Annotated in this window: 12 protein-coding genes and 1 rRNA gene; 7 read left to right on the forward strand and 6 right to left on the reverse strand. The window is 57.2% G+C overall.

What is annotated here, in order from left to right; genetic code table 11:
- Nucleotides 1–23 precede the first annotated feature (23 nt).
- Nucleotides 24–139 (forward strand): 5S ribosomal RNA (gene rrf / locus ACOWVD_RS22920).
- 261 nt (nt 140–400) lie between these two features.
- Here the strand turns inward: rrf and mobB are convergent.
- Both mobB and mobA read right to left on the reverse strand, forming a co-directional pair.
- Nucleotides 401–919 carry a molybdopterin-guanine dinucleotide biosynthesis protein MobB gene (gene mobB, locus ACOWVD_RS22925; RefSeq protein WP_049240865.1) on the reverse strand — a complete coding sequence of 173 codons (519 nt, stop codon included), beginning with the start codon at nt 917–919 and terminating at the stop codon, nt 401–403.
- A complete protein-coding gene (gene mobA, locus ACOWVD_RS22930) occupies nt 916–1,506 on the reverse strand; it encodes a molybdenum cofactor guanylyltransferase MobA (protein WP_049240864.1) in 591 nt (196 codons plus the stop codon). Before mobA ends, mobB begins: the two co-directional genes overlap by 4 nt.
- A 148-nt stretch (nt 1,507–1,654) precedes the next feature.
- Between mobA and ACOWVD_RS22935 the strand changes: the two genes are divergently transcribed.
- From ACOWVD_RS22935 to dsbA, 3 genes are all read left to right on the forward strand, one after another.
- Nucleotides 1,655–1,924, forward strand: a complete 270-nt coding sequence (locus ACOWVD_RS22935; protein ID WP_004931268.1) for a YihD family protein — start codon at nt 1,655–1,657, stop codon at nt 1,922–1,924.
- Nucleotides 1,925–2,022: 98 nt separating this feature from the next.
- Nucleotides 2,023–3,009, forward strand: coding sequence for a serine/threonine protein kinase (locus ACOWVD_RS22940; protein ID WP_164095875.1), 987 nt, complete (start codon nt 2,023–2,025; stop codon nt 3,007–3,009).
- 29 nt (nt 3,010–3,038) lie between these two features.
- A complete protein-coding gene (gene dsbA / locus ACOWVD_RS22945; protein ID WP_004931264.1) occupies nt 3,039–3,662 on the forward strand; it encodes a thiol:disulfide interchange protein DsbA in 624 nt (207 codons plus the stop codon).
- A gap of 42 nt (nt 3,663–3,704) precedes the next feature.
- On the opposite strand, the gene ACOWVD_RS22950 is transcribed toward dsbA, so the two are convergent.
- Nucleotides 3,705–4,601: an acyltransferase gene (locus tag ACOWVD_RS22950; protein WP_015379457.1), complete on the reverse strand. Its 897-nt coding sequence runs from the start codon at nt 4,599–4,601 to the stop codon at nt 3,705–3,707.
- Between the two features lie 497 nt (nt 4,602–5,098).
- Between ACOWVD_RS22950 and polA the strand changes: the two genes are divergently transcribed.
- Nucleotides 5,099–7,897 (forward strand): DNA polymerase I, encoded by a 2,799-nt coding sequence (polA, locus tag ACOWVD_RS22955; protein ID WP_421105790.1) that lies wholly within the window; start codon nt 5,099–5,101, stop codon nt 7,895–7,897.
- A 517-nt stretch (nt 7,898–8,414) separates the two neighbouring features.
- On the opposite strand, the gene yihA is transcribed toward polA, so the two are convergent.
- Nucleotides 8,415–9,059 carry a ribosome biogenesis GTP-binding protein YihA/YsxC gene (yihA, locus tag ACOWVD_RS22960; protein WP_004931258.1) on the reverse strand — a complete coding sequence of 215 codons (645 nt, stop codon included), beginning with the start codon at nt 9,057–9,059 and terminating at the stop codon, nt 8,415–8,417.
- Between the two features lie 734 nt (nt 9,060–9,793).
- Between yihA and yihI the strand changes: the two genes are divergently transcribed.
- Nucleotides 9,794–10,336 carry a Der GTPase-activating protein YihI gene (yihI, locus tag ACOWVD_RS22965; protein ID WP_015379455.1) on the forward strand — a complete coding sequence of 181 codons (543 nt, stop codon included), beginning with the start codon at nt 9,794–9,796 and terminating at the stop codon, nt 10,334–10,336.
- A 182-nt stretch (nt 10,337–10,518) separates the two neighbouring features.
- A complete protein-coding gene (gene hemN, locus ACOWVD_RS22970) occupies nt 10,519–11,892 on the forward strand; it encodes an oxygen-independent coproporphyrinogen III oxidase (protein WP_166445499.1) in 1,374 nt (457 codons plus the stop codon).
- Nucleotides 11,893–11,926: 34 nt separating this feature from the next.
- Here hemN and ACOWVD_RS22975 read toward each other — a convergent pair whose 3' ends face one another.
- A complete protein-coding gene (locus tag ACOWVD_RS22975; protein ID WP_306377737.1) occupies nt 11,927–12,049 on the reverse strand; it encodes a YshB family small membrane protein in 123 nt (40 codons plus the stop codon).
- Nucleotides 12,050–12,161: 112 nt separating this feature from the next.
- Nucleotides 12,162–13,574 carry a nitrogen regulation protein NR(I) gene (gene glnG / locus ACOWVD_RS22980; RefSeq protein ID WP_015379452.1) on the reverse strand — a complete coding sequence of 471 codons (1,413 nt, stop codon included), beginning with the start codon at nt 13,572–13,574 and terminating at the stop codon, nt 12,162–12,164.

A 13,574-nucleotide genomic window follows, 5' to 3' on the forward strand; every position in this document is an offset into this window, starting at 1 on the left:
GCGGTTGGAATAAAACGAATTTGCCTGGCGGCAATAGCGCGGTGGTCCCACCTGACCCCATGCCGAACTCAGAAGTGAAACGCCGTAGCGCCGATGGTAGTGTGGGGTCTCCCCATGCGAGAGTAGGACACTGCCAGGCATCAAATAAAACAACAGGCCTCATGCGAAAGCATGGGGCTTTTTGTTTTGTCTGTTATCTGGCGTTCTGCTCGAGCATGGGCATCCTGAGACGAATGGTGTAGGACAAATCCGCCGGGAGCGGATTTGAACGTTGCGAAGCAACGGCCCGAAGGGGGGCGGGCAGGACGCCCGCCATAAACTGCCAGGCATCAAATAAAGCCGAAAGCCCTGAACTGACGTTCAGGGCTTTTTGCTATGCGTAAAACGTAAAAAAGCGCAGCTACGCTGCGCCTTTCAACCACTCGACAATAAAGTCGGCGATGCTTTCCGGTTGATTGAGATCCAGCTGCTTAGCTGAGATGGATAGTGGTCGGTCGCTGGCTACCGCCACGACAAACTGATCCAACATGTCTTCCAACGGTTTGCCGATCTCGGTCCGATAAAGCAGGATTTTGCTGACCGGCTCATGTTTAAACCCTTCAACAAGAATCAAATCGATCTTATCGGCATCAAAACGCTCTGCCAGGTAGCGTAGATCCAAAGGTTGTTGCTCCGGCGTTTCGGTCATTAATGCCCAGCGGCGATCGCTGGCGACCAGCGTCTGATCGGCGCCCGCTTTACGCAGCTCATAGCTGTCCTTACCTGGCGTATCCACATCCATATCGTGATGCGTATGTTTGATCAGTCCAATCCTTACCTGGCGCTGTTTCAGCAACGGGATCAGCTGTTTGAGCAGGGTGGTTTTTCCCGTACCGCTGTAGGCGCCGATGGCCAGCAAGGGGGGCAATGAACGATTCATTTCTTTAACTCTCGTGTTTGCTGCCAATGTCGGCAGTCTTCCGGCGTATTCAGGTTATGAAATGCCGCTTGTTGTCCGCTGAACACCACGCGTTGTGCGTTAATCTGATGCAAGAACAGCATCAGCTTGCGTTCACCGCGCGCCAGATAGTCGGCCAGCTGCGGCGCTATTTGGGTATGCAGTAACGCCAGCGTAGGGTGATCACGTTCGCCATCGCTGGCAAAGGCAGCCGGCGCAGCGCCTTTTTGCCGCCAGAGTTGTGCCACTAAGTCAGCGGGAAAGTCGGGGACGTCACAAGGGACGAAGGCCACCCATTCGTTGGAAGATTGCTTGAGTCCGGCCAGCATACCGGCCAACGGCCCGGCGAAATCGGGCGTCAGATCGCCAATCACCGGCAAACCGCTCGCCTGGTAACATGCCTGATTGCGATTGGCGCTGATGACGATGGAAGCCACCTGCGGCCGTAACCGAGCCAATATGTGTTGATAGAGTGCGATACCACCAATCGACACCAGGCCTTTGTCTTCACCGCCCATACGCGTGGCCCGTCCACCGGCCAAAATGACGCCGCTGATTTCTTTATGCATCTCGTTTATCCCGCCTTGTCGATGGGCTGATTGTAGCGCTAAAGCAGGCGTGACATCAGGATTTACCTTTATTGACAAGCCGGTTCTTTCACTGTGTGGGTAAGCCTGTTACTTTGTGAGTTTATTCATGCTATTGGACGATATTGAGATGAAAACGCATCGCGTAAACGAGTTGATCGAGCTGTTGCACCCGGCCTGGCAGGAAGATCCCGATCTCAATTTGATGCAGTTTTTGCAAAAGCTGGCGAAGGAAGCGGGCTTCCAGGGCGAGTTGTCCGAACTGAGCGACGACATTCTCATTTATCACCTGAAAATGCGCGGTAGCGCCGGCACGGATCAGATCCCGGGTCTGAAGAAAGATTACGAAGAAGATTTTAAAACGGCGCTGCTGCGCGCTCGCGGCGTTATCAAGGACTGATCCTCGTGCGGTGCGAGAAAGCATAGCGCGTGAAATGCGCCATTAATGCTACTATTTCTCATTCCCGGCACCGTGCTGTCAGCGATCAAACGAACGTTATGAATAACTCTGCTTTTAATTTCGAAACCCTGTCGCCCGATTTGATTATGGACGCGCTAGAAGGAGTTGGCCTGCGCGTCGATTCCGGCCTCACGGCGCTGAACAGCTACGAGAACCGCGTCTATCAGTTTATGGACGAAGATCGCCGGCGCTACGTGGTGAAGTTTTACCGCCCGGAGCGCTGGAGCGCCGCACAGATCGGTGAGGAACATCAGTTCGCTCTGGATCTGGCCGGCGTGGAGATCCCGGCGGTGGCGCCGTTGGCGCTGCAAGGCGCTACCCTGCATACGCACGGCGGCTTTTTCTTTGCCCTGTTCCCCAGCGTAGGGGGCCGGCAATACGAGATAGACAATCTGGATCAGTTGGAATGGGTGGGCCGTTTTTTGGGGCGTATCCACCAGGTCGGCGGTGAGCGTTTGTTCGCTGAGCGGCCAACGATGGGGATTGAAGAGTACCTCACCGGCCCGCGTCAGGTGCTGGCCGATTGCGGGCTGCTACCGGCAACGCAGCGTGACGCGTTCCTGCAGGCGACGGATAATCTGATTGCGGCGATCAAGTCGCACTGGCATCTGAACTGGCAGCCGCGCCGTTTGCACGGTGATTGCCATCCGGGCAATATTCTGTGGCGCGATGGCCCGCTGTTCGTCGATCTTGATGACGCGCGCAACGGCCCGGCAGTGCAGGATCTGTGGATGTTGCTGCACGGCGAACGTCGCGATCAACTGATGCAGCTGGATGTCTTGCTGGAGGCGTATAGCGAATTTGCCGAGTTCGATCAGCGCGAGCTGGCGTTGATTGAACCACTGCGGGCGATGCGCATGGTGTATTACCTGGCCTGGGTCGCTCGCCGCTGGCAGGATCCGGCCTTCCCTAAGAGTTTTCCGTGGATGGCGGAGTCTGATTTCTGGTTGTCTCAGACTGCGGCCTTCACCGAACAGGTTAAGCTGTTGCAGGAGCCTCCTCTGCAGCTGACGCCAATGTATTGAAGCTTTAACACAATGGAGAGTTTAGTCTTATGAAAAAAATATGGTTGGCGCTCGTTGGCATGGTGATGGCATTCAGCGCCTCGGCGGCACAATTTAGCGATGGCGCTCAGTACGTGACCCTGGACAAGCCGGTGACCGGCGAGCCGCAGGTGTTGGAGTTCTTCTCCTTCTACTGCCCGCACTGCTACCAGTTCGAGCAGGTCTATCATGTGTCTGAGAACGTAAAGAAAGCGCTGCCTGCCGGCACCAAAATGACCAAGTACCACGTGGAGTTCCTGGGGCCGTTGGGCAAACAGCTGACTCAGGCGTGGGCGGTGGCGATGGCGCTGGGCGTGGAAGACAAGGTGAGCCCGCTGATGTTTGAAGCGGTGCAGAAAACCCAGACCGTGCAAACGCCGGACGATATCCGCAACGTCTTCGTGAAAGCGGGCGTGACCGCTGCAGATTATGACGCGGCCTGGAACAGCTTCGTGGTGAAATCTCTGGTGGTTCAACAGGAGAAAGCCGCAGAAGATCTGCAGCTGCGCGGCGTGCCGGCGGTATTCGTCAACGGCAAATACATGGTTAAAAACGATGGCCTGGACACCAGCTCGATGGACGCTTACGTGAAGCAGTTCGCCGATGTGGTTAAATTCCTCAGCCAGCAGAAATAAGCCTGATTCAATATGAAAAACGCCGGCATCGCCGGCGTTTTTTTATCCGTATTGCCGCTTCAATTTATCCAGCAACCGGTCTTTTTCCTGCCACAGCGTATTCAGCCACAGCTGGAAGCGCCGCTTGAACTGTTTGTCGTTGAAGTAGTCGCCGTGCAGGGTTTCATCGATCGGCAGCGTCTCTATTCTCACCACGATACGCGTCAGGCGGCCGCACAGCATATCCATAAAAGGCCGCTGGTTATTTTCCGGATAGAGCAGAGTAACGTTCAACACTTTGTCGAACTGATTGCCCAGCGCGCTGAGCGTAAACGCGATGCCGGCGGCTTTAGGCGCCAGCAAATTGCGATACGGCGAATTGCTTTTAATTTTCTTGGCTTCAGTGAAGCGCGAACCCTCGACGAAATTGACGATGGTGGTTGGACGCTGGCGGAATTTTTCGCAGGAACGGCGCGTCGTTTCGATATCCTTGCCGCGCTTTTCCGGATGCTTGAGCAAATAGGCGCGGGAGTAACGCTTCATGAATGGCATATCCAGCGCCCAGCAGGCCAGGCCGACAAAAGGCACCCAGGCGAGCTGTTGCTTGAGGAAATACTTATTCATTGGAATATGATTTCTGAACAGCACGCATAACACGACAATGTCCGACCAGCTTTCGTGGTTGCTGATCAGCAGATACCAGTTTTTGCGATCCAACCCTTCCAGCCCTTCAATATCCCAACGCAGTTGCCCGTTAATGCGCAATAACAGCGCCAGCCCTTGGCACCAACACCACATCATGAAATCGGCGAAAGCCGAGATATATCGCCAGACGGCGGGAATGGGCACCAGGAGTTTCACGATGCCGGCCAGCGTGATGGGGATGGAGCACAACACCGTCACCAGAATGGTAAGTATGACGGAAATGATAAAGATAACAGGCGTTAACAATCTTGGCATGATTATGGGCTGACGGTTGTTGGGAACATCGTTGCATGCCAAAGCGCATGAACAAAAACGCATTTTAACAGAAATCGCCGGGGTAAAGCGCCGCTAAAAATCACTGTTTTTCGTCTCGATGGATAACCATTTGCTGAGTTTTCGTGCAACTTGTCCAGCTTGTGCTATGGTAATTGAGGCGCCGAATTTGATTAATAGTGCGATTAAAATCCGGCGAAAGTTATATCCACAAATTCAATAAATGCCAGTAATAAAGCGTCGCCGGAATTCGTTCTTTTAACGCGGTGATTTAAATAGGAATTTTATTCGCCGTTATAACGATAATCGCAGCGTTATAATTCGGTCTCTTTTCTATGCACAAAGTTATCCACAGGTAAGATCTTGCGGATCCTCGCACACAATCACATCATTTTCGTCCGCAATGCACGCTAAGGTTCGTCTCCGGCGGCCAGCTATGGCATGCTTACCTCTATGTCCGATCACGATAAAGAAACGCTATGGCCCAGATTGCAGAAAACCCACTAATCCTGGTTGACGGTTCCTCCTACCTCTACCGCGCTTATCACGCCTTCCCGCCGCTGACCAACTCGGCGGGCGAGCCGACCGGCGCGATGTACGGCGTGCTGAATATGCTGCGCAGCCTGCTGCTGCAGTATCAACCGAGCCACGTTGCCGTGGTGTTTGATGCCAAAGGGAAAACCTTCCGCGATGATCTCTTCGCTGAATACAAATCACACCGGCCGCCGATGCCGGACGATCTGCGCGCGCAGATCGAGCCGCTGCACAGCATGGTCAAGGCGATGGGCCTGCCGCTGCTGGTGACACCCGGCGTTGAGGCGGACGACGTTATCGGTACGCTGGCGCTGGAGGCCGAAAAGGCCGGCCATGCGGTGCTGATCAGCACCGGCGACAAAGACATGGCGCAGCTGGTGACGCCGAACGTCACCCTGATCAACACCATGAACAACACGATCCTCGGCCCGCAGGAAGTGTGCGACAAGTACGGCATTCCGCCGGAGTTGATCATCGACTTCCTGGCGCTGATGGGCGATTCATCGGACAACATTCCCGGCGTGCCGGGCGTGGGCGAGAAAACCGCCCAGGCGTTGCTGCAGGGGATCGGCGGGCTGGATGCGCTGTACGGCAATCTGGAGAACATCGCCACGCTGAGCTTCCGCGGCGCCAAAACCATGGCGGCCAAGCTGGAGCAGAACAAAGAGGTCGCGTACCTCTCCTATAAGCTGGCGACGATCAAAACCGACGTCGAACTGGATCTGACCTGCGCGGACCTGACGGTATCTGAGCCGGATGTCGATACGCTGCAACAGCTGTTCAAACAGTACGAGTTCAAACGCTGGCTGGCGGACGTGGAAGCCGGCGTCTGGCTGGAAAACAAGAAAGGCGCGGGCGCGAAAGCTGCCGGCGCCGCCAAACCGGCAGCCGCCGTGGAAGCGCCGAAAGCCTTGGCGGAAGCCAAGCTGTCCCAGAACGGGTATGTCACTATCCTGGATGAAGCGACCTTTACCGACTGGCTGGCGCGGCTGAAAAAGGCCGACGTGTTTGCCTTCGATACCGAAACCGACGGTCTGGATACCCTGACCGCCAACCTGATCGGCCTGTCCTTCGCGATCGCGCCGGGCGAAGCGGCCTATTTGCCGGTGGCGCACGATTATCTGGATGCGCCGGCGCAGCTGGATCGCGCTTATGTGCTGGAGGCGCTCAAGCCGCTGCTGGAAGACGAGAAGGCGCTCAAGGTCGGGCAAAACCTGAAGTTCGACATGAGCCTGCTGGCGCGCTACGGCATCGAGATGCGCGGCATCGCCTACGACACCATGTTGGAGTCCTATGTGCTGGACAGCGTCGGCGGCCGTCACGATATGGACAGCCTGGCCGATCGTTATCTGGGCCACAAAACCATCACCTTCGAAGAGATCGCCGGCAAGGGCAAAAACCAGCTGACGTTCAATCAGATCGCGCTGGAGCAGGCGGCGCCTTACGCCGCCGAAGATGCCGATGTCACGCTGCAGCTGCACCTGGCGATGTGGCCGCAGCTGAAACAGAGCGCGGAACTGCTGACGGTATTCAATGAGATTGAAATGCCGCTGCTGCCGGTGCTGTCGCATATCGAACGCACCGGGGTGCTGATCGATCCGGCCATTTTGTCGGCCCACTCCCAGGAGTTGGCCAAGCGTCTGGCAGAGTTGGAGGCGCAGGCCCACGAGCTGGCGGAAGAGCCGTTCAACCTGGCGTCGACCAAGCAGCTGCAGGCGATCCTGTACGAAAAACAAAAGCTGCCGGTGCTGAAGAAAACCCCGGGCGGGGCGCCGTCCACCAACGAAGAGGTGCTGGCCGAGCTGGCGCTGGACTACCCGCTGCCGAAGGTGATCCTGGAATACCGCGGCCTGGCGAAACTGAAGACCACCTATACCGACAAGCTGCCGTTGATGATCAATCCGGTCAGCGGCCGGGTGCATACCTCGTACCATCAGGCGGTGACCGCCACCGGCCGCCTCTCCTCGAGCGATCCGAACCTGCAGAATATCCCGGTGCGCAACGAAGAAGGGCGGCGCATTCGCCAGGCCTTTATTGCGCCGGAAGGCTACCGCATCGTTGCGGCCGACTACTCGCAGATCGAGCTGCGCATCATGGCGCATCTGTCACAGGATGAGGGGCTGCTGAAGGCCTTTGCCGAAGGGAAAGACATTCACCGCGCCACGGCGTCGGAAGTTTTCGGCGTGCCGTTGGATAAAGTGACCGGCGAGCAGCGCCGCAGCGCCAAGGCGATTAACTTCGGTTTGATTTACGGCATGAGCGCCTTCGGCCTGGCGCGTCAGTTGGGGATCCCGCGTGGGGAAGCCCAGCGCTATATGGATCTCTACTTTGAGCGTTACCCGGGCGTGCTGGATTACATGGAGCGCACCCGTCAGCAGGCTTCCGAGCAGGGCTATGTCAGCACGCTGGACGGCCGCCGTCTGTATCTGCCGGACGTCCGCTCCAGCAACGCCATGCGCCGCAAGGCGGCCGAGCGCGCCGCCATCAACGCCCCGATGCAGGGCACGGCAGCCGATATCATCAAGCGTGCGATGATCGAGGTCGACGCCTGGCTGCAAGGGCAGGAGAAGCCGTTGGTGCGCGCGATCATGCAGGTGCACGATGAATTGGTGTTCGAGGTGCATGAATCGGTGATCGAAGAAGCCAGCCAGCGCATCCGCCAACTGATGGAAGGCAGCATGGCTCTGGCGGTGCCGCTGAAGGTCGATGTGGGCGTCGGCATGAACTGGGATGAAGCGCACTGATCGCCGGGTTATCGCCGTATGCGCTAACTGGCGAGAAGCTAAGCACTTTTCGTAATTAAGCTACAAGATGCGGCGATAGTTTCCCCAACTTCGCCGTTCTTGCGCCGCAAATTGTGTAAGTAAACTACAAAAAATTCTTTTTCCCTGCGAAAAAATGATGTAGAGTTACAGGCGTAGGGTACAGAGGTAAGATGTTCTATCTTTCAGACCTTTTACTTCACGTAATCGGATTTGGCTGAATATTTAGCCGCCCCAGTCAGTATTGACTGGGGCGTTTTTTATTGTAAAAACAGCAGCAAACCATACGTTTTTCCTATCGCTCGGCCCCGCTTTTCATTTCAGCTTCCGCTCCCTCAATCCGCGTAATTCGGCGAGACAAGCCCGTTTTGGCAATAAGTCTTTATGATGGCTTTATTTCAAAAGTGTAATTAGATAACAAAAAATCCCGCCTGCGGCCGATCTGCGGGCATAAAAAAGCCGATGCGGTAAGACATCGGCTCAAACGTGCGATCAGGGCTTATTCGCCGATGTCCTCTTCCGGCAGCACTTCCGGCGGGATCTCGTTAAACCAGGTGTCCAGCTTCTGGCGCAGCTTGTCGACGCCGATCTTTTTCAGCGATGAGAAGGCTTCGACCTGGATATCCCCCATAAACGGCAGCACCGCTTCACGCACCATGTTGAGCTGTGCCTTGCGTGCGCCGGAGGCCAGCTTGTCGGCCTTGGTCAGCAACACCAGCACCGGCGTGCCGACGTCGACCGCCCACTGGATCATCTGCTGGTCGAGATCTTTCAGCGGATGGCGGATATCCATCAGCACCACCAGCCCTTTCAGGCTGTTGCGCATCTGCAGGTATTCGCCCAGCGCGCGTTGCCATTTGCGCTTCATTTCTTCCGGCACTTCGGCGTAGCCATAACCCGGCAGGTCGACCAGACGAATGCCGTCTTCCACTTCGAACAGGTTGATCAGCTGGGTGCGCCCCGGCGTCTTACTGGTGCGCGCCAGGCTTTTTTGGTTGGTCAGCGTATTCAGCGCGCTGGATTTACCGGCGTTGGAACGGCCGGCAAAGGCGACTTCAATTCCTGCATCCCCCGGAAGATGGCGAATATCGGGTGCGCTGGTGACGAAATGGGTCACATGATAGTTGTAGTTCTTGCTGGTCAAAATTTTTCGTCTCCGTGAGGATGGCTAACTGGTTGGCGATTATAACTGCATCAGCGGTAAAAATGGCGTGTTTCTCCGTTTTTAAGCGGCGGGGCGCGATAAAACGACAGTTAAGCCGACCGTACGTTGTGAGACATTTGCCATTCGAATCGCGGGTAATGTCGCTTTATTCGAAAGTGATATTCCTATTTTTATTTTAAAAACAACATGTTGTTTTTTCGTTGTGTGGAAATGTCAGTCAAATCGGCATCAGGTGCCTTGAGCCTTCGCAACAATAACGTAAAGTACTCGTTAACGCAGGGTTGCGCAGGATTAGGGAACATCCGGGAAGGATGACAAATCTCAGGGAATGCACAGGGCGTGCAATGAGTGCCAGGATGAACGCAAAAGGAAGTGACCCTTTCGCACCGGAATAGGCGGCAGGCACATCGGATGGTGAAGTATCGGCAGTTTGGATGCCCGCAGGAAGCGCGCTCGGGAAGAGCGGATGCGAATGGATTGCGCCATGGACGATTTTCCTTTCAGGATGAAGGACGTAGTGGCAGGGAATGCGGTTATAGCAGAAGGAAAAACCGGGATGTTGCATGTACGCAAGGAGCGCGTAACAGGAATACCCTTCGCAAGAAGGTGCGAAATAGGCGGCAGGTTTAACCTGCCGCCTTTTTTCTTTGTCCGCTTTCTGCTAGATTCCGCCGCAATTCTATACTGAATCTACATACCTAAGAGCACACGCTATGAACCAGCCATCAAAAGCACCTCGCGGCAGCGCGGCGAAGTCAAAAACGAAAAAGAAAAGCCGTATGGAGCTCGATCAGGAAGCGCGCGAGCGCAAACGCCTGAAAAAACGCCGCGGCCACGCTTCCGGTTCACGTACTCAGGTCGAGTCCGGCAGCCAGAAAAACAAATCGGCGGCGGAAGCCAAAGATCCGCGTATCGGCAGTAAAGTGCCGGTTGCGCTGGTGGTCGACGAAACCAAAGTGAAGGCTAAACCGCAACCGAAGCCAAAGGCCGAAGCGAAACCGCGCCTGTCGCCGGAAGAAGAGCTGGCGAAGCTGGAAAATGACGAACGCCTGAACGCGCTGCTGGATCGCATCGACGATGGCGAAACGCTGAACGCGCAAGAGCAGGCGTATGTCGACAAGACGCTGGATCGCATCGATGTGCTGATGGACGTGCTGGGCATCGAGCTGGGCGATGAAGACGACGAGGAAGAAGAAGAGAAGCAGGAAGATATTCTGAAGCTGCTGAAAGGCGGTAACCCGAAGGACGCCTTTTAACGCGCCATGTGGCTGATCCCGACAATAGCCCTACTCTTGATGTGTTATCTGCTGTGGTTATTCGGTAAACTATGGCGGCTGTCTAAGCGCAAAGCGCGTTTTCGCAGCGCTTCCGTGGCCAGACAGCGCAGACAACCGCCCCTCTCCCGGCCCGGTAGAAAAAGATATCGGAAGGAGTGAGCATGTCAGAGCAGACGATTGTCTGGGATTTGGCCCTGATCCAAAAATATAACTACTCAGGGCCGCGTTATACCTCATACCCCACGGCGCTCGAGTTTAACCAGCGCTACGACGAAGCGGCGTTTCAACGCGCCGCGGCGCGCTACCCTGAGCGCCCGCTGTCGCTGTACGTGCATATCCCTTTCTGCCATAAGCTGTGCTATTTCTGCGGCTGCAACAAGCTGGTGACGCGCCAGACGCACAAGGCCGACGAATACCTGAACGTTTTGGCGCAAGAGATCGCCAGCCGTGCGCCGCTGTTCGCCGGCCGCAAGGTTGGCCAGATGCACTGGGGCGGCGGTACGCCAACCTACCTGGACAAAGCGCAAATCAGCCGGCTGGTGGCGCTGCTGCGCGAACATTTTGATTTTCTGCCTGATGCGGAGATGTCGATCGAAGTCGATCCGCGCGAGATAGAGCTGGATGTGCTCGATCATTTACGCGCCGAAGGCTTTAACCGTTTGAGCATGGGGGTGCAGGATTTCAACAAGCAGGTGCAGCAGTTGGTCAATCGCGAGCAGGATGAAGCCTTCATTTTCGCCCTGATCGAGCGGGCCAAAGCGCTGGGCTTCCGCTCGACCAATATCGATCTGATCTACGGCCTGCCGAAACAGACGCCGGAAAGCTTCGCCTTCACCCTGCAGCGGGTGGCTGAACTGGATCCCGATCGCCTCAGCGTGTTCAACTACGCGCATATGCCGAATTTATTCGCCGCCCAGCGCAAAATCAAAGACGCCGATCTGCCCAGCGCGCAGCAGAAGCTGGATATCCTGCAGCAGAGCATCGCGTTCCTGACTGACGCCGGCTATCAGTTTATCGGTATGGATCACTTTGCACGCCCGGACGATGAGCTGGCGATTGCGCAACGCGAAGGCAAGCTGCACCGCAATTTCCAGGGCTACACCACCCAGGGCGACAGCGATCTGCTGGGGTTGGGCGTGTCGGCCATCAGCATGCTCGGCGACAGCTATGCGCAGAATCAGAAAGAGCTGAAGCGTTACTATGAGAGCGTACCGGCGCAGGGCAACGCCCTGTGGCGCGGGCTGGCGCTGACGGACGACGATTGTCTGCGGCGCGATCTGATCAAAACGCTGATCTGCAACTTTCGGTTGGCGTATCAGCCGCTCGAACGGCAATACGGCATCGATTTCACCGCTTACTTCGCCGAAGACCTGCAGCTGCTGGCGCCGTTTGAACGCGATGGGCTGGTGGAGCGCGACGAGCAGGGCATTCGTGTGACGCCGCGCGGGCGCTTGCTGATCCGCAATATTTGCATGTGCTTCGACCGCTATCTGCGGCAACAGGCGCGCAGCCAGCAGTTCTCTCGGGTGATCTGAGGATGAAAAAACAGCCGCTGATGCGGCTGTTTTTTTAACTGAAGAAGTTAATCAGCGCGGCGCACAACACCGCGGCGACCGCCGCCTGCGGGGTGTGGCTGGCGGTGGAGCCCAGCTCCGCGCCCTGAGAAATGAATGCGATGAATGAGTCCAGCATCGTCAACCTCCAGAGTGTGCGACACGATCATACTGCGCCCGCGCCGGCTGTAAAGCCTGAGGTTGGCGTTTTTTTGTGCGCCGGACTGCGTTTTTCATCATCCACCCCGTTCCTATTCCATGCCCAGCTCTTTAAGCTTGCGTGTCAGGGTATTGCGCCCCCAGCCCAGCAGGCGCGCGGCTTCCTGTTTGTGCCCTTGGGTGTGGCGCAGGGCGGTGGTGAGCAGCGTGCGCTCCATTTCCGGCTGTGCTTCCGACAGCAGATTTTGATGACCGGAACGCAGCGCGCGATCGGCCCACTGCGCCAGCAGCGTGGCCCAGCTGTCCGGCAGGCTGTGGCTGGGGCTCTCCGGCGCAGCGGTTTCGAACAGTTCACCCGGCAGATCCTGAATCAGCACCTCTTGCCCGGCGGCCATCACCGTCAGCCAGCGGCAGGTGTTCTCCAGCTGGCGCACGTTGCCCGGCCAGGGCAGGCGGGTCAGCGCGGTTTCGGTTTCCGGATGCAGGTTCTTGGCCTCGACGCCCAGCTCCTTGGCGGCGATCTGCAGGAAGTGGCGCGCCAGCCGCGGGATGTCTTCCCGGCGCTCGCGCAGCGGCGGCAGGTGTACGCGGATCACGTTCAGGCGGTGGAACAGATCCTCGCGGAACTTGCCTTCCTGTACCCGCAGCTCCAGGTTCTGGTGCGTGGCGGCGATGATGCGCACGTCGACCTTCACCGGCGCATAGCCGCCGACCCGGTAGAACTGGCCGTCCGCCAGCACCCGCAGCAGGCGCGTTTGCACGTCGAGCGGCATATCGCCGATCTCGTCGAGGAACAGCGTGCCGCCGTCGGCCTGTTCAAAGCGCCCCTGACGGATTTGGTTCGCGCCGGTGAAGGCGCCTTTCTCGTGGCCGAACAGCTCGGACTCGATCAGATCCTTGGGAATAGCGGCCATGTTCAGGGCGATGAACGGTGATTTGGCGCGCGGGCTGTGGCGGTGCAGCGCATGCGCCACCAGCTCTTTACCGGTGCCGGATTCGCCGTTGATCAGCACGCTGATCGACGAACGCGAGAGCCTGCCGATGATGCGAAACACGTCCTGCATCGCCGGCGCTTCGCCGATGATGTCCGCCGCCGGATCGCTGGCCGGCTGGCTGCGCACCGGCTGCTGCTGCTCCTGATAATGGCTGATGGCGCGCTCGACCAGCGCCACCGCTTCGTCGATGTCGAACGGCTTCGGCAGGTAGTCGAAGGCCCCTTGCTGATAGGCGCTGACGGCCGCGTCCAAATCCGAATGCGCGGTCATGATGATCACCGGCAGCATCGGGTGGCGCTGTTTGATCTGCTTGAGCAGCGCCAGACCATCAATGCCCGGCATGCGGATATCGGACAGCAGCACGTCGGGGGTTTGCGTGGCCAAGGCTTCCAGCACGTCATTGCCGCCTTCGAAGGTGGCGCAGCTCAGGCCCGCGCCGGTGAGCGCGCGCTCAAGCACCCAGCGGATGGAGCTATCGTCATCGACGATCCAGACTATCCCTCGTTGCAT

This window comes from Serratia sp. SA088, assembly GCF_049065515.1.
In the GTDB taxonomy this organism is placed as follows: domain Bacteria; phylum Pseudomonadota; class Gammaproteobacteria; order Enterobacterales; family Enterobacteriaceae; genus Serratia; species Serratia nematodiphila.